13 protein-coding genes are annotated in these 22,547 nt (G+C 61.5%); 5 read left to right on the top strand and 8 right to left on the bottom strand.

Going from position 1 to position 22,547, the window contains the following annotated elements:
- Positions 1–8 precede the first annotated feature (8 nt).
- From ACVWYS_RS01185 to ACVWYS_RS01170, 4 genes are all read right to left on the bottom strand, one after another.
- Complete coding sequence (locus ACVWYS_RS01185) at positions 9–1,334, bottom strand: MFS transporter (protein ID WP_456508156.1); 1,326 nt, start codon at positions 1,332–1,334, stop codon at positions 9–11.
- A 12-nt stretch (positions 1,335–1,346) separates the two neighbouring features.
- Complete coding sequence (locus ACVWYS_RS01180; protein WP_456508155.1) at positions 1,347–2,783, bottom strand: FGGY-family carbohydrate kinase; 1,437 nt, start codon at positions 2,781–2,783, stop codon at positions 1,347–1,349.
- Between the two features lie 24 nt (positions 2,784–2,807).
- Positions 2,808–3,596, bottom strand: a complete 789-nt coding sequence (locus ACVWYS_RS01175; RefSeq protein ID WP_456508154.1) for an SDR family oxidoreductase — start codon at positions 3,594–3,596, stop codon at positions 2,808–2,810.
- Positions 3,597–3,687: 91 nt separating this feature from the next.
- Positions 3,688–5,151: an FAD-binding oxidoreductase gene (locus tag ACVWYS_RS01170; protein WP_456509208.1), complete on the bottom strand. Its 1,464-nt coding sequence runs from the start codon at positions 5,149–5,151 to the stop codon at positions 3,688–3,690.
- Positions 5,152–5,509: 358 nt separating this feature from the next.
- Between ACVWYS_RS01170 and ACVWYS_RS01165 the strand changes: the two genes are divergently transcribed.
- On the top strand, positions 5,510–6,115 hold the full coding sequence (locus tag ACVWYS_RS01165; RefSeq protein ID WP_456508152.1) for a glycerol-3-phosphate responsive antiterminator: 606 nt from the start codon (positions 5,510–5,512) through the stop codon (positions 6,113–6,115).
- 646 nt (positions 6,116–6,761) lie between these two features.
- On the opposite strand, the gene ACVWYS_RS01160 is transcribed toward ACVWYS_RS01165, so the two are convergent.
- Positions 6,762–7,571, bottom strand: coding sequence for a hypothetical protein (locus tag ACVWYS_RS01160; protein ID WP_456508151.1), 810 nt, complete (start codon positions 7,569–7,571; stop codon positions 6,762–6,764).
- 394 nt (positions 7,572–7,965) lie between these two features.
- On the opposite strand from ACVWYS_RS01160, the gene ACVWYS_RS01155 reads away from it, so the two are divergent.
- The 4 genes from ACVWYS_RS01155 to ACVWYS_RS01140 all read left to right on the top strand — a co-directional run bounded on the left by ACVWYS_RS01155 (position 7,966) and on the right by ACVWYS_RS01140 (position 16,720).
- Positions 7,966–8,295, top strand: a complete 330-nt coding sequence (locus tag ACVWYS_RS01155) for a hypothetical protein (RefSeq protein WP_456508150.1) — start codon at positions 7,966–7,968, stop codon at positions 8,293–8,295.
- 968 nt (positions 8,296–9,263) lie between these two features.
- The gene (locus tag ACVWYS_RS01150; protein ID WP_456508149.1) at positions 9,264–9,467 is read left to right on the top strand and encodes a hypothetical protein; all 204 of its coding nucleotides are present in this window, start codon (positions 9,264–9,266) and stop codon (positions 9,465–9,467) included.
- A 30-nt stretch (positions 9,468–9,497) separates the two neighbouring features.
- Positions 9,498–12,461: a hypothetical protein gene (locus ACVWYS_RS01145; protein WP_456509207.1), complete on the top strand. Its 2,964-nt coding sequence runs from the start codon at positions 9,498–9,500 to the stop codon at positions 12,459–12,461.
- Positions 12,458–16,720, top strand: a complete 4,263-nt coding sequence (locus tag ACVWYS_RS01140) for a hypothetical protein (protein WP_456509206.1) — start codon at positions 12,458–12,460, stop codon at positions 16,718–16,720. Before ACVWYS_RS01145 ends, ACVWYS_RS01140 begins: the two co-directional genes overlap by 4 nt.
- A gap of 69 nt (positions 16,721–16,789) precedes the next feature.
- Here ACVWYS_RS01140 and ACVWYS_RS01135 read toward each other — a convergent pair whose 3' ends face one another.
- The 3 genes from ACVWYS_RS01135 to ACVWYS_RS01125 all read right to left on the bottom strand — a co-directional run bounded on the left by ACVWYS_RS01135 (position 16,790) and on the right by ACVWYS_RS01125 (position 22,055).
- Positions 16,790–17,659 carry a peptidoglycan-binding domain-containing protein gene (locus ACVWYS_RS01135; RefSeq protein WP_456508145.1) on the bottom strand — a complete coding sequence of 290 codons (870 nt, stop codon included), beginning with the start codon at positions 17,657–17,659 and terminating at the stop codon, positions 16,790–16,792.
- Positions 17,660–18,232: 573 nt separating this feature from the next.
- Complete coding sequence (locus ACVWYS_RS01130; protein WP_456508144.1) at positions 18,233–20,200, bottom strand: hypothetical protein; 1,968 nt, start codon at positions 20,198–20,200, stop codon at positions 18,233–18,235.
- 733 nt (positions 20,201–20,933) lie between these two features.
- On the bottom strand, positions 20,934–22,055 hold the full coding sequence (locus ACVWYS_RS01125) for a DUF262 domain-containing protein (RefSeq protein WP_456508143.1): 1,122 nt from the start codon (positions 22,053–22,055) through the stop codon (positions 20,934–20,936).
- Positions 22,056–22,547 lie beyond the last annotated feature (492 nt).

The raw sequence follows: 22,547 nt of genomic DNA, 5'->3' as shown, positions 1-22,547 counted from the left end.
GTCGTACTCTAGGCTTCCACCACCGAATTAGGTGCGGAATTTGCTTCGATTGCCTCGGCAGCGGCGCGACGCCTCAACAGCAGCGTGAAGTACATTGCTGCCCCGGCACCAATCAGACCGATCACCGCCGTCACCACAAAGTAGAGGCTGTTTGCGCCCCCCACGTTGTCGCCGAAGTTCGTGTAGATCGCGCTGCTGATCTGTGGCAGGACGATGTCGGGCAAGTAGCCGAAGAAAGAGATGATCCCGATTGCGATACCTGTCACCGCCACCGGCACACGGCACTCATCGAGAATGGACCAGTACACGCCGCGTACCACGTACATCACCAGGCCGGCCGCCACAATCAGCACGTAAATTAGGCCAATCGGCGAACCGCCCGGCAGCACCGCGAGTGCAATCATTAGTGCGGCAGTGAGCGCCATTGCGAGCGTTAGCACCCTGGATCGACCGAACTTGTCGGCGAGGAATCCACCGCCGAATCCGCCGATCGGCCGCATCCACAAAACGATCACTGTTACGACGCCTGCGCCCACTTGTGATACTCCATGGTTCACGTTCAAGAAGCCCGAGAAGTAGTAGTGACCCCAGAACAGCGTGTACCCACAGAAGAGGATGACGATCATCACCCACACCTCGCGAATCTTCAGAATCTCCGCAATCGCGGCAAACGTCGACTTGACGTTTACCTTGCTCTGAGCGTCCGCCTTGATCTCCTTATCACGACCACCCGGCATGAGGAAGAACAATCCCACGGCGATCACGATGATCGCAATGCAGTACATGTAGACGACCGCCTGGAAGCCGGCGCGCGTTGCCGCTCCGTCGGCCGCACCCGGACCGGCGGCAAACGCAAACACCGTGACCGCGGCGCTTGCCAGAATCGCTTCTACCAGGCCGCGCCCTCCGTCGAGAGCACCAAAATAGCGGCCTTCTTCGTTCGCATCTGCGAGCAAGTTCACTGTCTTCAGAATCGCGCTCCAGAACGTGAAGACCGTCGCGAAACCCCAGATGAGGTAGATGTACACCAAGGAGGACTTGTCAGGAACTTGCGCGTACCACAGGCCCGTGCCGGCCGTCAGCAGCAACGAGAAGATGATGAGGAACTTGACGGGGAACCGGTCGGCCAACCATCCACTGGGCAGATACCCGATGACGAAAATGATGCCGAGCATCGAATACAGGTTGGCCAGCTCCGCCTGGTTCATGTCGAACGTGATGAGGATGGTCTTTTCGAAGTTCTGACGTAAATAGACCAACGGATAGATTGATCCCGCGGCGAGGATCAGAAGGACTAGCTCGAAAATCTTCCTTGATTGGGCGAGCTTGGGCATGTCGTCATACTCCTATTGTTCGGACAGAATGTTGTGAGTGCGTTCGAGGATGGCATCGGTCTCCGCAGAGATATCCGAATAGACCGCGCCGAGATTGCGGTATAGCTGCGCGCGAGCCGCGTTGGGCGTGAATCCGTCGGCTTCGTGCACCATTCTTGACGTGGCCTCATCGATGTCGCGGTAGATGCCGCACGCGACGGCCACACAAATCGCCGCGCCCAACCCGGCCGCATTGCGCACTTCATTGCGCACGACGGGCAAATTGAACATATCGGCGAAGATTTGCATCCCGACATCGCTGTTCGAACCACCACCGGAGATGACGAGCTTTTCGACCTGGATGCCGAGCTCGGTTTCCATGTCCGCCACGTTCTGTTTCATCCGGAACGAAATACCTTCCAGAATCGCACGGTACATATGTGCGTACCCGTGGCGTTCATCGAAGCCGATGAACATCCCTTTTTTGTGCGGCTGCGTTGGCGAGGCCAGCCAGTCGAGTACGCACATGAGGCCGTCGCACCCGGCCGGCACTTGAGCGGCGAGGGCATTTAGATGTTGCTCAGGAGTCACTCCTGCGGCTGAAGCTGCCTGCGCGATCTCGGTGCCGACGAGGTTTCGCAGCCACGTCACAGTCCACATTCCCCGTCGGATGCCGGCACTCTCGTACATGTAGCGCTTAGGCTCCGACGCGAAGTTTGTGAAATAGCTTTGTGGCTCCGCCACGAAGTCTTCGCCGATGACCATGCCAGCGATATACGTGCCGAGCGAGATAAGCCCGGTACTCTCGTCGCGCAGGCCCGCGCCGAGCGCCTCGGTTGCCTTGTCGTTTGCGGTGTGCACGACAGGAAGGCCAGCGGGGATCCCGGTCTCGGCGGCGAACGCGTCTGTAACATATCCGCCGATCTCCCCCGGCATCTGCAGTTTGTAGAGCATGTTGTGCGGCACGTTGAATGAATCGAAGGTTTCCTGGTCGGCGAACCAGTCCCATGTGTTCACATCCATGGGCCAGGGACCGATGTAGTTCGCCGCGGTGTCCGTGCGGTTTCCTGTCAGCCGTCCCATCAGATAACCCGACGTGGTCGTCACATACGCGACTTCGTCGTTCGTGTGCTCGTACGGGCGTGACAGACGATGGTCCATCCAGCTCTGCACGGGTTCGGCGAGGGTGCCGTCTGCACGCACCAAGGCGCGGCAGCACCGAATCGTGCACAGCCCCACCCCGACGATGTCGGCTACGTCGCCGGTGAAGGCTGCGAGTGCCCGGCGCGCCGCAGCCACGATCGTTTCATAAAGGTCGTCGTCAGGGTGTTCGGCCGTGCCGGGCTTGGGGGTGTTCATCGGTGCCAAAGCTTCAGCAGCCTCGCTTACGATCCGACCCTCTGTATCGAAAATGAGCACCTTCGAGCTCTGCGAGCCGCCGTCTATACCCACGATGTACTTCTTTGTCATCTGTTAGTCGCTATCCTCCGGCGCTCAGCGCACCAGGTATCCGCCGTCGACGCTCAAAATATGACCGTTGACGTAGTCTGAGGCGCGACTGGCCAAAAACGCCGTCGCACCCATGAGGTCCTGCGTTTGTCCCCAGCGCCCCGCTGGGACGTGATCCATGACGCGCTGGTTGGCTTGTGCGTTTGCCCGTGTCTCCGAGGTCAAGGCGGTGGCGTAGTATCCAGGTGCGATCCCATTGACTTGGATGCCGAATGGAGCGAGCTCGTCGCAATAAGCCTTCGTCAGCCCGGCAATGCCGTGTTTGGTCGCCGCATAGGCCGGCGACCACTGGCCGCCTAGGAACGAGAAAACCGAGCAGATGTTGATGATTTTACCGCTGCGCTGGGGCACCATATGCTGCGCTACTGCGTGTGACATCTCAAAGGCTGCGGTGAGGTTAAGGGCCACCATCGGGTCCCACTGCTCGCGCGTAAATTTCAACACGTCGGGCTCGTTGATGCCCCGGCCAGCGCAGTTGATGAGTATGTCGACGCTGCCGAACTCATCGATGCACGCATCTACCACGCGCTTCGGGTTTCCCTCGGCAGTGATATCGGAGCGAAGGTAGGAGTAACGGGACCCTGCATCCTTCACGAGCGCGCCCATGGCGCCGTCATCGGGCATGATGCTCGCCGCTAGCACGTTCGCGCCCATTTTCGCCAGCGCCAGGGTGAAGGCCTGACCCAGCCCGGTATTGCCGCCGGTGACGATCGCGTTCTTCCCTTTTAGGGAAAAAAAGTCCGCGCCGAAGTCGGCGATATTCATGTCGTTCATGAGTGCCTGTCAATTAGTTGGAATAAGGAGCTGCTTTGACGCAGTGTGGCCCGGTCCGTTGGGGTCCCGGCGCCGTACCCGTGGGGTCTCGCTACTTCTGGAGTGGGAAAATTGTCCCGCGGTTCATGATTCCCTTGGGGTCGAATGCCGACTTGAGCGTCTCGAGCATGTAAAGCGATGAACCGTACTCCTCCGCGAGGAAGTGAGTGCGGTGCTTGCCGACGCCGTGGTGGTGACACATCGAGCCGCCGAGCTTCAACGTCTCTTCGACGATGATGTTCTGGATCGGGTCGTGGTAGGTTGTTCGCTCTTCGGTGGGGTCAACGTCGACCTTGTAGTAGTACACAAAGTACATATTCGTGCCGTTGAGGTAGCTGTGGCTGGAGTGCCCACCCAGCATCGTGAACTGCGCGGGAATCTCCGCACGAATGCGGGTGAGCGCGTTTTCGTAGATGTCGCCGATGACACTCCAGTTGCCCGAGATCTCGGTCGTGAACCCGTTGACGAGCGTCTCCCGAATCTCGATGCGCTCTTCCTCGAGCTTGGATACGTCCCAGTTGAGATGGTTGAACCAGTCCTCGATCAGGGCTCCATCCACCCGTTCAGCGCCGTCGAACGAGGCGACGATCTCTTCGATCGCTGTGCCGGTCGCCTGGGCGATGCGCTCGGGGCCTTCGGCGACAAAAATCAGCACGCACCGGCCGTCGGAGAAGTGCTTGAAGTGGTACAGGCCATCTTCTTTGTCGTACAGACGCGCGACCGACGGGCGGTACCCCTGCGTAACAACCTCTCGAAGAATCTGAAGGCCGGTCTTGATGTCGCTGAGCAGGTATCCGTAGAACTTGTTGTTCTCTGGGTAGTACCGGAAGATCTTGACGGTCACCTCGGTGATGTAATTCAGAGCGCCTTCATTGCCGATAACGAGGTGACGGATGTCGGGTCCGGCGGCGCGGCGGGGGACGTTCTTGATGCGGCAAATCTCCCCGTTGGGAAACACGGTCTCGACGCCCACGACCATGTCTTCGATGCCCCCGTAGAGGGTCGAGAACTGCCCGATCGAGCGGGTCGCGACGAGTCCGCCGAACTGGGCCAGCGGCTTGGACTGCGGCGAGTGCCCGGTGGTATATCCGATCTCCCGCAGCTCGTTTTCGAGCTGCTCCAGGCCGACGCCGCACTGCACGGTCGCGAGCATGTCTTCAGTGTTGATATCGATGATCCGGTTCATCGTGGAGCCGTCGACCACGATCGAGTTCTCAATGACGGTCTCAAGACCGCCCTCGGTAGCGCTACCGCCGGTCTTCGGAACGACGTTAACCAGGTGCTCATTCGCGAACGAGAGGATCTTCGCGACGTCCTCAGTGCTCGCCGGCTTCAGGACCGCTGCCGGCAGCGGGAGCGAGTAGACGCCGAAGATGTTTTCGACCTTGTAGTAGCGGTCGACGCTGTTCTCTTTCAGCACCTGTTCATCGGTGATGACCCGGTCAGAGCCAAGCATCTCAGTGTAGGCAGCGACGATCTCTTCGCGTGTGATCTGGTCAGTAAGGGTGGGAGACAAGGAGTTGGGTTCCTTTTCATAGGGAGGTCGGGCAATAACGACCTCAACTGGGAGATGAGACAAAAAAAGAACAGCAACCTCCCAAGGAATAGGAGGTCGCTGTTCTCTAGTCTCTAGCGACCATTCCGCATGATGCGAAATGTGTATGAAGTTTGCGGCAACTGTAGCACGCGTCACAAGACCCGTCTAGCGATCCGCATTGGACCGATAGGTAACCTTTGTAGCCGCGCAGCGGGGGAGGTTGGGGGCAGGGTCGACGGAGAACCCTTTCATGGAGGCGGCCGGCGCGTTCTCCCGCGGCTCCTGCCTGCGGTGCGCTCACGCTATAATCACTCAATAACTCGGAAAGAGGCCATCGGTGACCACTGCGCGCGCGGGCAAAAGTACGCTGGACAAGAAAGTCCACCCGATCGAGAAAATTCTGCTGCTGCATCCGGTGATCGCAAGCATCAAAGACGAGGACGGGTTGCGGGCAGTGATGCGGACGCACTGCCCTGTGGTGTTCGTGCTTTTCGGCTCCGTGCTGACCATCACGGACATCGTAAAGACTTTGAAGGATGACGGGCGCATCGTTTTCGTCGACGTCGACTTGGTCGACGGATTCTCGACCAAGCCTGTCGTCATCGATTTCTTGACGCAGCACACGGAAGCCGATGGCGTGCTCAGCTCGAAATCCATGATGATCAAGCACGCGAAAGGGGTAGGGCTCCTCGCCATCCATCGGCTCTTCCTCGTAGATTCATTTAGCTATAACAATGTGCCCAAGCAAGTCGCCATCTCTGGCGCAGACGCCATCGAACTACTGCCTGGCTGCATGCCGCGCGTTATCTCGTGGGTGCGCGAGGACACCGACCTGCCACTGATCGCGGGAGGTTTGGTATGCGACAAGCAAGATGTCATCAGCGCGTTGGGCGCCGGTGCGGTCGCTATCGCATCATCCAACCGCGACGTGTGGCAGATGTAATTCGGCTAAGCGGCAAGCACTATCCCGTTGCCTACGTGAAACCGAGGTACCGAGGTCGCGTCGATCTGGCCTGACCCGACGCCGATAGCGGACGTTATGTCAGCCTTGGGCTGACGGAAGATCGGTTGTCGGTACTTTACCAGGACGGGAGTAGAAGTACCTCCAGCCGACGGCACGCGGGATAACCGATTCCGGGGTACGGCTGATCTCCACCGACAAGATACCCCAACAGACGTGGAGGCAGGCCGGGCCACGCAGCACCTCGGCCAGAGCAGGACTTTTGCCCAGCCCGGGGGCTGGTAACCCCGTCAGCCGTGCCAACGCGTCACGGCGAGCGAGCATATGGTGAGATCCGGCGACATGGGGCGCTGCTGACCTCGGCCCTGCTGGAGGCATCCGGCGACTCGCACACCGGGAGGCATTTTGTGTGTTCAAGGCCAAGCCCTGGCCTTTGGACCCGTCCCGGAGCCGCGAGCGTGTTTGCGCATGCCATGTAACGAGGATTGACCCGGCGGCTGACGCCTCGGGACCGAGCGATCACCAGCCATCCGCGGCAACTAAACATGAAATTGGGTCGAGACACCAGAGCGGCCCATCCGGAAGGAAGCGGTTGGGGTGCAAGAGGTTCCCAAGGAAGAACCAGGGATCATACGTATGCGGAGACTGCGCCGTAGAATTCTGACAGAAACTTGGCCTCACTGGCCCACATGCCTGTGTAACTTCGCCCCCAGCTCCACTCACTTAATTTGATCCACCCCGGAGGTGAGTCCACGGTGACCGGCTCCAACAATTGAACATAGTGGTTGGGGTAGGCCAACAAATTGACGCCAAGCGGCTCTCCGTTGGGCGTCGGGAAGAGGTCATCGAATCCCGAATTGACCAACAAAGCCACATCAACATTAGCTGTAGGTGTAAGAGCGCGTAAAACATCCTTTGATCCCGTTGGATTGACCTCCACGCTTGAGTAAACGTTTGTCGCCTGGAGCCAATCGATGAGTGTCGCTGGCACAGTTATACCCGCTGCCATGTCCCGAAGGGTTCCTGGTTCACCAATGTAGTCGATGAACAAGTTCTCTGAGTCTCGGAGCGCGCTCATTAGCATCCAGTCGGCGGCTTCGGGCGTCAGGTTAGATCCAAAAGTGGCACGCAGGGTGGCATAGTCCTGGGCCAGCAGAGCTGCTCCGGGCACGATACTCCTTGGACCCAGATCGGCACCCCCAGACTTCAGCAGCCGGTACGCGAAGGTAGCCGATCCCAAGGGGTCACGCGCGAACCAGATGCGGAAGAATACAGCTGGACCGCATACATTAAGGCCACACTGTCGAATCAGTTCCGGCTGCATGATGAGTGTACGTATTCGGGATATTGTGCTGTGCCAATCCAGCTTCCACGGAATGGAAGGGCTCTCCTGCGCTGCAGCGTCTAACAACATCAGAGCATCTGCTTGTGTACTCATCGTTCACCCTTCTAAATTTAGCTAGAGAAGTCAGAGGTAGAAGTCGTCCCCGTAGATCAGCCGATGCTCCCGGATCGGTTCCTGACAATACTGGGACATCTGGCCACGTGTGGGGCCGCTCGCCCTCGAATCGTTACCATTCCTCGATCCGGATCGGCCACGTCGCCTGATCCGGCCCGACGCTTGTGGTGTCCCCGACGGGGTGCGCAGGTCCCTTTGCTCCTCGGCCTCCAAGCGGAACACGGTGCGGGGCAAAGCCTGAATAGTTGTTGTCGTCACCGGGAAGATGCCCCTAAAGGGGGTGTTATCGCACCAAAATAATGCTCAAGAGAGGAGCGGCTCATTAGAATAAGCCGTCCTTTCAAGAAGATGGACTAATTCCCCAGTTGTGTCAATGGGCTCTTCCCGTATAAGCGCGCTGGTCCGCGTGGACATCGACGGCGCCAAGGCCCACGTCAGGGTCCAAGGCCACGTGACTGTTCAGAGCGTCCATGGCCTGTATGACGTGGTCCAGCGCGCCAGCTCGCTCGTCTCCGGACTGGCGCTGGAACTCGATGTGACCCGTGCACATATTGAACCCGACGCCATGGGAGAGCTTCACGCGTGCGCAAAGTCGCACCACCTGCCGGTGCACGTCGACCCGCCCCAGCACGACTATCGGATCACCATCCTGACGCCGAACCACGCGGCGTCCGCAGCCCCATCACTAGTCCTGGCAGCCTGACCTACCGAACCAAGCCCTGCCTTGACTCACAACCCGGCTCTAGATCCTCGCCCCCGTCGCCTGGCAGGACAACACCGGTTGTGACCCCCTCAGGGAGCAACAACCTGAACCCCGCAGCGCCGCTGCACAGGGCAGGTCACCGTGGAAGCCACTCAACTCAAGCCAGTCTGGGACACGGCCTCCTGTGTTTACTTTCCACGCGCCGACTGCACGCTGATAGCGGAATCTATGACAACTCCAGGGCTAGGAAGGGGCCAGATCGGGTTCCTGGGAGCAGTAGGAAAGCTTGTCTCCTGTCTTATCTACGGTTGCCCAATCAGGTGGGCCGGTAGCCGCCCGCAGCTTGCCCGCTGGGCCACTAAGTACCGGCCCACCGCAACACCAGGGAAGGCTAGAGGCCCGCTGGATAAACCGGTTTCCGTTCCGGACGCATCGCATGGGTCTTGGGCGGCTGAAGCGATCGGCGCGGGCCGGACCGCAGGTAGTCCCGGTGCCAGCCGGTTGGGTCCACCAACTAGGTGAGGATCTGACCCTTCACCGCCCAGTCCGCCAACCCGCAACGCCCGATGATTTGTCACTGCCTTGCGCTCACCCATGGTCAGTCCCATCAAAAACAATCACACAGCAACCGAGGCCCCTACACCCCCACTCAGGCGGAGCTTTTCCAATGAGGCAACGTGTCGTCCTCCGCGGAGGTTTTTGGAAAGCCACCTCGATGTCTTGACATCTCTCGGTGGACGGCGGACAGTCGTGGCTAGATCTGTTCCAGCTCTTCTGACTCGTGTCAGATCTGGGGGTGCCCGTGGGCATTAGTGGTTATGGCTGGTTCAAGGTGTACCTGCTTCAATCCCGTCCACTTCGAAGGGATAAAGGCGAGGCATCCGCCCCTCGAGTGCTCCGACCATCCGGCCCTGTGACTGCTACCACAGAGGGAGTCCTACTTCCAGCGCGTCGGCAATCACAGCGAAGTGACCTTCCAGGGACTGATGTTCACCTCCGGGATGGGCGGCAAGGAGGTGCATGGATCCCTCGAAGGATTGGCTGACCGGGACCTCACCGACGTCATCCGCGCTCTGCTGCCAATCGGCGACGACGAAGCGCACATCCGACTCACTCAGGTGGCGACGCCGCTTGTGCACGCCGCGTTCGCGGCCGTTCTGAACACACTGTGAGCTCAGACCCTCTCGAGAAAAGAGACCACAATGGCCGGCACCATCAGCCTGCTCCGTCCCTCCGACATGCTCAGCCTGACCTTGGAGTTGGTCAACCTCGAGGTTTCCGAGGACGATGCCCGGCTGGTCCGCACCGACCCGGGAGCGGACGCGCTGATCGTCGTGCACTTTCCACCGCAGGCTCTCGCGGAAGCGACATTCGCCGCCGCTCCCCCCGTCGCGCCGATTCCCACGGCCCTCGCCGGGGAGAGCCGGCTCGTCTTCCGACTGCCGGCCGGGGACCTGCCTCTGACCATTAAGGCGCTGCTCGACTGGCGCGCGTGGGAGCCGGTGCTGGCACCCACGGCGCTGCCGCGCGTCACCGCCCCGACCCCCGGTATCCCTGCGCCGGAGCTTCCGGGCGACCTTGAGACCTCGATCGAGTTCCCGTGGCGGCTGGTGCTGTCCCCGGACATGACCAGCCGGTGGCGTACGGACACCGCCGCTACGGACAGCCCCTATGAACAGCTGTGGAGCGCGGTTCTCAGCCCGACAAATGAACAGGCTCAGGGCGTCCCGCACCCGGCCCGTGATCTCCGCGCACTCGGCGTGTTCCGGGGCCCTTCAGCGTTCCCGACGTTGCCGACTCCCGAGAACCGTCGGCAAACCGTCCAACTCACCAGCAACTTCCATCTGCCGATACCGGCCGCCGACGGCGTCGGTGAGTACACGCCAGAGCCATTGTCGGCCCGCCGGCTGGAGTTGACGGCTCTGGGCGCCAACGTGGATTTCGAGGGCCGCTGGGACTTCCCGTTGGTTCCACCGGAGCACCAACCGGCGGGCTTCGACCCATTGGGCCTTCGACAATACCAGCACGTTGCCGGCCTGGGCCGCGATACGTTCGTGCGTACCGTCAGTGTGGGCTGGCTCTGCGGGACCGGCCACCAAGCGGTCGTCGTCACGAGTGTCCAGCGGATGCCGGCAAACCTCAAGGTCGTGGCCAGTCCGCCCGAGGTTCCACTCTTCACAGGCATGGGCTACCTCATCACCACGACTGATGTAATCGTCCAACAGCCCAGGCTCGACTATGCGCCTCTAAGCCGTGCCTTCGCCCACGAGGGCCGGGAGTTCCCGCTGCGTTCCATCCTGTTGACGACCACCACCGCCCGCGTTCTGCAGCCACCGGAAGGTGTGCCATCGTGGTTGCTTAAACCGGACGGGACCGAGTTGAGGTTCGAGGCCACAGGTACCGATGTCAGCGGAGCCGGAGTCCAGTTCTCGCTGCCCCTCATGTTCGTGCCCTACGAGGCGCTTGCAGACCACCGCACCATCAGAGCCGTCTTCGACCATCCGCCCGCCGCGATCCAAAACGCGCACGTCATCCCACTCGACGGCCAGACCCTCGCGGTAGCAGAGGCCGGCGATCGGCCCGGATCCACGGCATTGAACGCCAGGAACTTGACGTACGACATCGAGCAGCCGCCGGGGATCGCCAACCCCCAGCCCGCGCACGTCATGAACCCCGCCGGCGCCCCGCCCTCCTACATTCCCCGATGGCTGCCCCGGGTCGCCGCCCTCAACGCCCTCAGCCCCGCGGTCGCCGACCTGGTCGGCCACGCAACTCCCGCCGACTTCGTCCTCGAGGAGAAGTACCTTCGGCACGGATTCTCCGCCGACAATAACCGGGCGCAGACGTTCGTCGAGTTCGCCTCGGCGCAGCAGCTGGCCCTCCCCAGCCAACGCGGGGGAGGGCTGGCACGCCCGGACGCCGCAGTGACGGCGCTGTCGCGCACCCTCGGTCCGGTCGCATCCCCCGACAAACTTGAGCAGGGCACAGCGGATCTCTCAGCCTTCGCGACGACGAAGATCCTGGGTACTATCCCGCTGCTCTCTCTTCTTCCCGACGTCATGCCCTTCGCCGCGGCGGCCGCAGGCAACCAGCCAACCCCGGAGCAGCTCGACGACCGAGCCTTCGTCGTCAACCCGCCGCGGCTGACGACGCGCCGCGAACCGGCAGGGGCTGAAGCCCCCGATGTCGTCGAGACACGGTTCATCTGGAAACCCCCGCTTCGCAGCCAGGCAGTCCTCCCGTTCCTCACCCTCGACCTGGACCAAGCAGACCTTCTCTTGGATTCCATGATGCGGGCCGTCAAGGGTGGGCCATCGAGCGCCGTGGTCCGGGGTCGGCTACGCAATGTTCGGCTCACCTTCGCCGGGGCGTTGTCGGCAGGGATCGCTGAACTTAGTTTCCGTGCGGAAGCGGGCTGCAAGGTGGAGTTCGGCGCGAGCAAGGTGGAGATCGGGTTCCTCGGTCCCTTGGCCTTCGTCAACACGTTGCAGTCGATCCTGCCCGCCGACGGCTTTGACGACCCGCCGTACGTGACAGTCGATGGTCAAGGTGTCGTCGCCGGCTACACGTTGGCTGTGCCCAACGTCGGTGTGGGTATTTTCAGCATCCAGAACATCGCCGTCGGGGCAGCGCTCTCCATCCCTTGGACGGATCGACCCGCAGGAATCCGTTTCGCACTGTGCGAGCGGCACAAGCCGTTCCTATTGACCGTCAGCCTGTTCGGTGGTGGAGGCTTCTTCGCCGTCGGTGTCAGCGCTAACGGGCTCGAGTCCGTTGAAGCTTCCCTGGAGTTCGGGGGAAACATCAGCATCAACCTTGGAGTTGCCTCGGGTGGCGTGTACATCATGGCGGGGGTCTACTTCGGGATGAAGGGCTCGTCGGTCGAACTCACCGGGTATCTCCGCTGCGGGGGCTACCTGAGCGTCCTCGGGCTGATCTCCGTCTCGCTTGAGTTCTACCTCGCGTTCACCTACCGGAAGAAACCGGTCGGCAGTGAGATCTGGGGCCAGGCCAGCCTCACGGTGAGCGTCAAAGTCGCCTTCTTCAGCACCTCAGTCACGCTGTCGGTCGAGCGGCGGTTCGCAGGTTCGGATGGCGACCCGAGCTTCGCCCAGTCCGTGACCCCTGTCGAGTGGGCTCGCTATCTGCAGGCGTTCGCATCATGATTCGCCGGCAGATCGTTCAGTGGATCCTCCTGCCGGGCGGGTTGACGGCGGACGGCCAGCTGGCCGCGTCGGTGTTCATCGCTCCGCGGCTTCGCCCGGACGGCCAGGTCACCCTCGCCGACTTTCCTGACTTCGCCGACTGGCCACAGGCTCTCGCCGACCTGGAGCTTCGCATCGTCCGGCCTGATGGGGAGACCGAGGCGCCGCTCAGTATCGGGATCAATGCTGAGAGTACGCGATGGACATCGCTATTCCCCTCCGACACCGTGGTTCGTCCTTTCTACTTCGACGACCTCGCCGACCGCCCGCTGATCAGCTACCCCGTTGCCAAGGTGCTCGGCCACCTGCGCAACCGATGGGCCCACCTGGCATTCCGGGCCCGCGATGACCTGCCCGTCACCAACCGCAATGCCGCCCCGATCGGACCGCCACCCGCGGGTCCCGGCGACGAGCTAAGGTTCACGCTCGCGGACCACTTCGGCGATCTGCGCCAAGTTCTTTCCCAGGGCATCTACGCGAGGGTCGCGGACTCGGACGAATTCTCCGGCCGGCTGCGTGCCGTGCTCGAGGGTGCCACCGCCGAGGCCAGGGCGCTCCGGGCTGCCCATAACACCGTCGTCCAGCCGCTGATCCGGCCGTTCGGCGGAGGCGGCACGCCGCCCGATGCCTTCACCAGCCTCGCCGGATTCCACGCACGCCCCGCGACCGAGCATCCCAAGGAGTTCCCGGGCAGCCAGGGGCAGGTACGCGACGAGCTCGCCCAGGCTCATGACTTCCATCACCTGCTGTCGGTGCTCGGTGACCACCCTGCCCTGATGGGTGCGCTCGGACTCGTCATCGACCTCGAGATCCGGCCGGACTTCGTCCCCGTCACTGCGGAGGCCGATCCGCCGGTCCCGCTGCGACTTCAGGTGCGGCGCACGTCGGCCTTCCCCGCTCGAAGCGACGACCCTGCGGCCGATGTCTGGAACGTCGACGCCACCCCCGCCACGTGGTGCCGACGGACCAGCGTCGCCGGCCAGAGTGTGTTTTCCGCTGTCGAGCGTTCGGGCCGGGCGGACTTCGTTCACGGCTTCCTCCATCTGGACCCGGCCCGCTATTCCGCGGTCGCCGTCGACGTGGACGGTCTTGCCCTCAAGGCCCTCAACCTCGCCGCGACCCTGCAGCGGCAGGACGACCGTGAACAGCGTCCCGTCGAAGAGCCCGCACGGGAGGGAGTTCCCACCGCCCGCACCGGGGGGATCGCGCTGATCCACACCAACCACGCCGAGGACCTCCACGAGGACTTCTACGCCGCTCGGGCCGCCGATGACAGTCTGGAAGCAGATCCGGAGAACCCAGCAGATCTCGCCGCGGAGGATCTGGTCCGTGGCTACCGCCTCGACATCCTCGTCGAGGGAACCTGGCGATCGTTGCACCGACGGCGGATCGGGTATCGCGCTCTGCGCAACCCCGACCGGCCCCTCGAAGTCGAGGACGAGGGGCAGGTAGAGCTCTCGCTGAGCTCGGAGGTCGACCGGCCGGACTCGCCTGCCGATCCAGATCGGCCCCTCTACACCCACGAGGCACTCACCACGTGGGACGGCTGGAGCCTGGCCGGACCCCGCCCCGGCCAGGCGATCCCCCAAGAGCCGCTCGGCGGCGATGCCGCGGCGGATCTGACGAGCCTGCAGTTGGACATTGCCGCGGAGGTGGCGCCGGCAACGCTGCCCCGCCTCAGGTTCGGGGCCGGCTACCGTGCCCGTGTGCGCACCGTCGACCTTGCGGGACAGGGGCACACCGTGGAAGCCGCAGACCACCTCGTCATGGTGTTCGAGGGCAACGGCGACCCGCGGTACACGGTCGCCACGCCCGCCAAGCCGTTGATCTATCGGCGCTTCGAGCCGGTCCCGCCTCCGGAACTGGTCTCACGCTGGCTGTTCGGTCCCGGTGAGGGAGTCGAACGCCTCGTGATCCGGAGCACCCCGGGCATGTCCGTGTCCGACTACGCTGAGGCGAGCCAGGCCGCGGGCGAGGAGAGCCTGCGCTACCACGACACGGCGCAGCGCCACCTGCTCGCGGCCAAGGCGCCACTGGCCCTGATCGAGGCTCACGGACTGCTCGACGACGCGTTCGGTGCCGTCAAGGGCCTGGGTCCGGATGCCGCAGCCGCAGCCGCTCAGGAGTGGTATGTCGTGGCGACCCGCGAGAACGGAACCGTCCGGACGCTTCCCGGCGCACGGTTCGTGGCGACGGGAACTCACCAGCCCGAAATCGGGCCGGGGGGGAAAGCCGCCGGCAACCCGCCACCGCCCGAGGAGCAGGGATACGTCTGCCTCGACGCCGACAGTATCGATCTTCCCTACCTGCCTGATCCCCTAGGAGTCGGGGCCATGGTGCGGCTCCAGTTCAACCCGGCCGAGCCCGAGCAGGTCATGGAGCTGCGGTACCCGGGCGGCGGAGCCTGGTACGCGAAGCGGCCTCTTCGGCTCTCACTGGAGGACGGCCAGCCCGGAGCCGACTTCGATGCTGACCGCGGAGTGCTCACGGTCCGCGTGGCCCGCGGTCGAACCGCGACGCTGCGGCTGTCGTCGCTGTTCGAGGGCGACCTTGAGCAGCTGGGCATCGTTGACTGGTGTCGCCAGGAACTGTCGGGCGATCAGTTCGACGCGGTCGTCGACGCCGTTGTGCGGAGCGCACATTGGATGACCACGCCGTGGCGCGACCTCATGTTGGTACACGCCAGTCAGAAGCCGCGCTACGCCCCGGAACTCGAACTCGACACTGACGACGTTGCGGGCTTCGCCGGAGCTCGGGTGCTGGCCCGGAACAACGGTGAGACGACGCTGCACCTCTACGGGCGGCTATTCGCTGACCTGCCATCCACGGCACAAGTGGACCTGCGGGCCAGGTGGGCGGACACCGTCGATGACCCGGCGCAGCACTACAATGCGGTCGATAACATGATCCACGATGTAGGCCGTCAGGTCTTCTCAGTCCCGGTTCCGGAGCCGTCCGGCACGCCGTGGCAGCCGGAGATCGCGCCGCTGATCGAGCCACTCGACGGCAAGGGGGTTACTTTCCGCACGCGGGGCGGGAAAGCCGAGACGTCGGAGAGCGTGCGGGCACGGCTTCTGCAGGATGCCGGGGCCCCCGGATTGATAACACCGGAGCGGCGTCGGCTCGAGGCCGCCGCCGCCCAGATCGAACAGCTGCGGTCGCACGAGTTCGGTGACACTCGCTACCGCCGTGTCGACTACACTCCGGTCGCCGCTACCCGCTTCCGAGAGTACTTCGACCCCCTCATGCCGGCTGAGGAGGGCAACTCCGCCGGACCGACGGTGACAATTGATATCCTGAGCTGCGCACCGCCGGCCAAGCCCACGGTGCTGCAGGTACTGCCCCTGCTCTCATACGACCAGCGGAGGCAGGACGGCACGACGACCAGTCACCGCGCCGGCCTCGGGCTGCGGGTGTGGCTGGGGCGGCCTTGGTTCTCATCCGGTGCCGGCGAGCTGCTCGCCGTCGTGTGCGACCGCGGGGGTCCCGTCACCGAGTCGTCGGAGCTGTCGCGCGAGATCACACTGATCACCGGCGACCCGGCCCACGGTTCCGCTCTTCCACGACCACTAACGGCGCACTCGTTCCTAGGCGCCAAACCCGTCCGTGAGAATACTCCCCTCGCGGGCGGCGGGCCGCATCGTGACATCGCGTGCTTCGCGCCGATCTGGGACACTGGGCGCCAGGCGTGGTACGTCGATCTGCGCTTCGAGACCGGCGACGCGTACTTCCCATTCGTCCGGCTCGGCCTCGCCCGGTACCAGCCGGCGTCGCTCCCGCGGTGCGAGCTATCGCCGATGGTGAGCACGGCGTTCGTACAGACTCTGCCGGATCGGTCGCTCACCTGCACGCACGGCGACGGCCAACTCCAGGTGTCCCTCACAGGTCCCGCGCCAACGGCGGCGATGGACGCCACCGGGACACTTCGCCCCGGTGGCAACGAAGTCGTGGCGGTGGTGGAGGCCCAGCCCGACACCTTCGCCGACCCCCTGCTGGGCTGGTCTGGAATCGGCGGTGAGACGGTCCTCATCGCGCAACCCGCCGCCGGGACGACGGCTACCTACGCGGCAACAGTGCCGGTACCCGAAGCACAGGGACAGCGGCGACGACTTGTAGTGCGGGAGTACGAGTCTCACCCGGCCGACGACCGCAACCAGAACCCGGCGCCGGCACTGGTAGCCACCCGTCGCCTCGTCCACGCGGACGTCGTCATGCTGTGACTCGCGACCCCCATCGCTGCAGATCTCCGGCGAGCCAGGGCTTGTTCATGAGATACAAATCGACACCTATTAGCAGCCGTTTCGCGCAAGGCAATCAACGACGTCCGCCTGGGCCGTTATGATTTGTTCATAAAGTCGAGCAAGTTGGAACTGCAGCTGTTTCATAGCGACTGGGTCGTTGTCGTTGGCAGGCATCCTGTCCAACAGCTCGTTGATTTGCCGCTGCAAATCCTTAACCTTATTGACCTCGTTCGCGCAGACCTCTGCACATTGCGTGCCGCCAATAACACCCTCGATGGTGTCGACGATAGCCTGGACGGCATCACGGATCTTCTGCGACAAAAGTCGCATGCGATCCTTGAGTCCTTTCACCGTCTCCTTAGCTGCTCGCTGCCAGATCGGATTGGAGGTAATGGCGCTGAGCAACGCCAATATGAAGATCAGAACGATCATCAATGGAACCGCTGGCGCCGCCGCCCCAAGGAGCGCAGAGCGGACTCGATCAGATTGAGCGATCAGGTTTGGAACCGGGTCTTCAAAGTTGCTGGCGTCGTCAACTTGCTCGGCCGGAGCAAGGGCGGAATAGTCGCTGCGAATGTCATCTAAAAGAGAAATCACTTCGAGCGGCGTCCCGGGAGGCGCCTGCGCAACCAGAATCGGGAAGCCCTGCACCTGCGCGATCGTTGCATAGAGATTGCTGCAGACTTCATCGAGCCGTGTGAAAGTTGGTCCTCCCGGGTCGATCTTCCCATCGCGCGGGAGGTCGGGATTCTGCTCCTGAAATCTCGAAATGGCGCCCTGGGTCGCGATACCGACCAACCCATCGACATTCAATGGAACGGCACCTGCCGCGATCTCCAGATCGCTTAGTACACGTTGCACTTCCTTGACGTCGTCTGGACGATTGACACCGCCTTTTCCGACTGATGAGCTGATCATAGCGACCTCCACGAAGTAGGGGATCTAAGAGTACTCACAGGTTTTCTACTTTGGGTATCGTTCTGAGGGGGCAACCGCACTCATGATCGCCGCGTTGGAGAACCCGCACTGCGAGAGTGTCCCCCACCTCCTGTGGCAGGGCATCGAAGCCCGCGAGGAACTGGTAGCTTCTAGCCAGCGTTTAATTATCGCTACCCCTTGACGCCCTAGTTCTTGCGTTTCCTCAGCAGTCATGCCTAAACATTAGTGCGCCCCGCGACCACTGATCGCCCGGACACGCTTCCCTTCGGCCCGAAGCGGCGGCAGTTGTCCAGTTAACGAGGCTTCCAATGCTGTTCCTGGTGTACCTGCTATTCCGCTTACGGGTTCGTTGCCTCGAATTATGCTCCCAGTCGATGGCAGTGGAGGGCTACCGGGCTTCGGCCGGACTGGAACCGCAAGGCCGCGGCACTCTAGTTGCTGCCGCTGGGAGGGTCTGATCTCGAGGGGCGGCATCGCTCCTGCCTGCCGCATAGGCACTGGGCTTTAACCTACCTAACCGATAGCGGATCGGTTTCCCACACGCTCAGTGATCTAGCGCCTTTGGCCGGGCGATGGTGTGACGTTGTCCTTTACCTTCGATAGACAGAAGTCGTCGTTCATCTTGATTACCAGCGCGAAGATAAGTCTCAGTGCCGTGATGTAGGTCCGAAAGTGTTCGCCTTCGCTTTTGGATATCGCTTGCGACCCGTGGAGATATTTGTTGCGCAGCTCTGGCCCATTGCTGAACTCGGTCTTGTTGAGGAAGTAGTTGAAGTAGCTGGCTTCCGCTTTGGTCAAGAGTGATCTCCTGCGCGTCACCCATCCCCGGGCCTCAAGGGCATCGACCTGCGCGCGGCCGGCGGGCGAGAGATGGTGATATGCCGCTGCCTGCTTTGTAAAGAGCGACTGCAGAACCAAGAACTGTTCTGTGTTCGCGATCTGCACGCGCGTGCCCGTGTCTTCCAGCACGCCCAGTTTGATCAGCTGGTCGACGGGGGGCCGCTGGTGCTCGTGGAAGTCCGTATACGAGACTTCATTCTGAACGAGGAGTCCAGCAGCGCTCGAGCCACGGAGCGCGTCGTTGATGTAAGTCAAGCGAGACTGGTCAGAGAAAAGTATGTGGAGCACACCGCGGATCTCCTCGTGGTGGTCAGTCGCATAGACGTACTTCCCATCCAGAAGGCTTGGGATCCCGCCGTAGGCTACGGGATCGGATGTGATCGCGAGAAGTTCCCTGTCGAGTTCGCCGTCTTGGACGTAGAGCCTGAACTGGTTGACGAGGCCCTCCATCTCGGCGAAGAGATGGCGTGCCTTCTCGAGATAAGACGATGCGCGGGCTGAAGGCGAGAAAGTGAAATTGGGCGCGCCGAATTCCTCGACCAGGTACGCCTCGAAGAACCACGCGATCACGGCCTCCAAATTGATGTCTTTGGAGGACAGATAGTCCTGATACAGACGTGTCTGCAGCAGCGAGCTGCTGTCCTTTGTACGGAAAACGGCGCCCGTCTGATAGTCCCTGTGTCCCGTAGTTGTCAACCGCTCGAACACGCCCAGTTCGGCGGGGTACGACGGCAGCGTCAGCAGGGCGCGATCGTCGGCAAAGTCGAACAGGTGCTGGAAGTTGTTGAGGATGCTGGCGTTATCGAGTGTCTGGTCCAGCCAGCTCCTGCTGTAGGCAAACGTTGCCACCATACCGACTCGTTCCGCTATAGCCGGTTCGTCCTGGGAATCGGAGATGCCCACTTTGGCACCAGTCTTGGTCCCGGAATTCTCCCGAAAGAGGTCCTCCACCATCCGTTCGCTACGGCGCTTCGCCTTGAGTTTGAGTTTCGCGTCGATCCCTATTTTGGCGTCGACGGGGGCGGTTGCGATTAATCGAACGAAGTTGAGATTCGCGTCGGCATCATTTAGGTAGTTGGCGAGCAACTGACTCGTGTCGGAGGGGGTGAGGCTCCTGGGAAGGTTGGTTTCCGACGACACGTCCTTCTGTAGGCACTTCCGAATGAGGTGCTCTGCGTTGCGCACGTCGGCGATTAACGCTTCACGAACTTGTTTGTCGTAGGCAATCACGAGCTTCTTGCAGCCGAGCAATTCGGCCAGGCTGATCCCTGCAGCGGTGAGTGCCGCGAGCATGACTTCGGCGTCGCAGCGCTCGAAGGCCTTGTTTCGTCCGAGAAGCTCGAGGAGATCGGGATGGTAATCATAGGAGATCCCTTTCAGCTGTGCCGCTACGTTCGTGTGATTGATCGTGAAAAAGAACTTGGCGACTGCTGCACGGAGCTGAGCGGCCAGAGCAACGGCAGCGGTACGCTCCGCTTCGCTGTACGAGGCCGGCAGAATCCCGGACTCGATGTACAACTGAACGTTGTGCAGCTCAATCGCGTCAATAACGGTCGTCGGAGCAGCTTCAGCCTCGAACCGTGCGGTAACTTCCGCCATGCGTTCAACTTGCCAATAGGTTGCGAGGTCAGCGGCGCCATAGAACTTGACCCGTTTCAATTCCATAGCGTCGTCGTTCATCGTCCGATTATCTCCTTTCAGGCGAGCCTTGCCGGGGCGGCTGGGCGCGCATAGCTTGCTGGCCTGGCGGCTGCTGAGGTGCTTCAGCGGCCAGCCACTGAGCCCCGGAAGGTGCATGCCCTTGCGTTTGTGGCGGCGCAGGGTCAGCTACCTCAGGGCTCCCACTGTCGGGTTTCGTGGTCCATCAGGGCTCCCCTAAGGGACGTTGAGGGCGACTCACGATTTCGGACCTAAGGTTGTGGGTCGAACAACGACCCAAGATGTTTTCCTATCCTTTGCGCTGTGTCAGCCCACATGAGCGCACGCCCCGTTGTCACCTGCTCACCGTCGCCATGCGCAATCTTTTTTCGAGCAGCGACCATGGCACCGAGTTGACTGCGAAGATTTTGATCGTTCTCGTCGAGTAGAGCTTCTAAGGACTGCCTCCATGCCGGATCGAAGGATCCGACAAATGTAAGTAATTGATCTGGGGTGGCCCCTAGTCCCATCCGTAGATGCTGCGTAACTCGTCGATGGAGCCGGGAATTCCCGGCAGAGGCAGCAAATAGGTCCGCAAGGTCATCGCGAACCGCCTCCACATAGCCCACTGCGCGAACCGTGAGATAACGGGCCAGTGCCCGGACCAGTTCGTCCGGCACGTCAACATCCTGGTTGCGCAAACACGCTTCAACTTCCTTTAGGTCTAGGAGCCGCTGCCGGATAGTTGCCCTATGAGATGCATGTTGACTGACCATCAGGTGAGGGCTGTCCTTGCCCGCTCGAGCCTTGTGTCTACGGCATCCTTGTCCGCAGTGGCACGACCAGTGTGTTTGAGGAATTCATCGTCTCGGAGCAGTCGTCCAATTCGGCCTTCGAGGTCATGAGGTAGTTTCCCCGCTGCTAGAGCCTCCATGGTCGCGACTGTTATTGCTTCTGCCTGCGCGGCATTCACTTGGCTTCCTCCTGGACGACGGAACGCGCTGGGCCCGACCTGTCCACTGAGGGCCTGACACGCACTGTCAAAGAGTGAGCCTCGACTGTCGCTAGCGAAATCAACATCCCTGTGTCGCTGGGCAAAGGTATTGAGGAAGCTCTTGAGCGGGCGGGCGTAGTACTCACTCCCCGTGTAGAGCGCCAAGATGCGCATAACCAGCTCGTGGTCGCGGATTCGCTTTGACCGGGCTCCAAACAAAGTCCGCCATGCAGATCCGCTGTTCAAGGCTTCTATGGAAGCCATGAGCGGACCAGCGTATAGAGCAACCCGGATCTCATGAGACGTAAGCTGCGTGCCTCCAGAATTTAGTCTTTCAAAAATCTGAAAGATAGAGTCATCTACTTCCGGCGATCCATCAGCCGCAACGATCGTGGCTTGCATGTAGGAATCGTCGAGCTTGAACTGCAGACTATCGTCCAAGGCACGGTACGTCAGATTTCTAAATTCATCTCCCACGTACGTGAGAGCGAATTCCTTCCCTTCATGAATTCCGTTATAAAACCGCTGAAGAGTAATTAGGCGCTGCTGTCCGTCAAGGATAAGCATTCGGTTGTCGTCGGCCTGCTTCACCAGGAAAATCCCGGGAACCGGGTACCCCAGCAGCAACGACTCAATAAATCGGTCCATCTGCACCTTGGACCAAACAAAACCGCGCTGGAAGCCGGGGACCTGTACAAGTTCTTCCTGACCACCGAACTGGGGCACGAGCATCGACTTCCTATCGAGTCGCTTCACAAGCCCGTCAATACTCAAATCCTGCGTCGAGAATGTAACTCTGGCGGGCGTTGGCTCGACATCGATGAGATCTGCCAGTTCCTCAGCACGCAACGTCCGGTCATCTGGGCTAGCGAGATCGTCTAATAGGTCTTCTTCATTCAGCATGTCTCCAACCTATCCATTCGCATCAAAGCTACTGGACATGACGCGACGGCGAATCAGTTTCTGTATGCCCAGCGATAGCGCCCAGACCTGAAGCAGACAACAAGTTAGGCGCTTCATCCTGGTGCAGGGCCTCATCCTCAAACGTGTGCGGACTCCCGTGGCCAACCTCGTGCTCTCGGCCATGAAGCACCGCCGTCCTTCAAAGTGTCCGACGACAGCAAGGATTGACCCGCTTGCGACACAAGGATGCGGGACACTGGGCAGCCTGCGGCGTCAATGCCATTTGACTCTCGAAGATGTTTCTCACAGCCCTCGGCTTGCGGTTTGGCACTCGACCATTATCAGGCTGAAGCACACCCCAACCTGACTTCAGGCAGGCGGTCGAAAGGTTGTCAGAATAGGCTCTGATTCACCTTTTCTTGACACGGCTCCAAGAGGCTTTTAGATCTCAACCTGACAATACTGATACTCACCAGCACAGGTCGGGATCTG

Source organism: Arthrobacter sp. TE12231, assembly GCF_054062895.1.
Note: the sequence above shows the minus strand (reverse complement) of the source record. Positions and strands in the feature narration are given on the sequence as shown.

Bases quoted from the DNA above. Each gene is read 5' to 3' on its own strand.
- ACVWYS_RS01185 (WP_456508156.1), bottom strand. From the start codon at position 1,334: ATGCCCAAGCTCGCCCAATCAAGGAAGATTTTCGAGCTAGTCCTTCTG.
- ACVWYS_RS01180 (WP_456508155.1), bottom strand. From the start codon at position 2,783: ATGACAAAGAAGTACATCGTGGGTATAGACGGCGGCTCGCAGAGCTCG.
- ACVWYS_RS01175 (WP_456508154.1), bottom strand. From the start codon at position 3,596: ATGAACGACATGAATATCGCCGACTTCGGCGCGGACTTTTTTTCCCTA.
- ACVWYS_RS01160 (WP_456508151.1), bottom strand. From the start codon at position 7,571: ATGAGTACACAAGCAGATGCTCTGATGTTGTTAGACGCTGCAGCGCAG.
- ACVWYS_RS01155 (WP_456508150.1), top strand. From the start codon at position 7,966: ATGGGCTCTTCCCGTATAAGCGCGCTGGTCCGCGTGGACATCGACGGC.
- ACVWYS_RS01145 (WP_456509207.1), top strand. From the start codon at position 9,498: ATGGCCGGCACCATCAGCCTGCTCCGTCCCTCCGACATGCTCAGCCTG.
- ACVWYS_RS01140 (WP_456509206.1), top strand. From the start codon at position 12,458: ATGATTCGCCGGCAGATCGTTCAGTGGATCCTCCTGCCGGGCGGGTTG.
- ACVWYS_RS01135 (WP_456508145.1), bottom strand. From the start codon at position 17,659: ATGATCAGCTCATCAGTCGGAAAAGGCGGTGTCAATCGTCCAGACGAC.
- ACVWYS_RS01130 (WP_456508144.1), bottom strand. From the start codon at position 20,200: ATGAACGACGACGCTATGGAATTGAAACGGGTCAAGTTCTATGGCGCC.
- ACVWYS_RS01125 (WP_456508143.1), bottom strand. From the start codon at position 22,055: ATGCTGAATGAAGAAGACCTATTAGACGATCTCGCTAGCCCAGATGAC.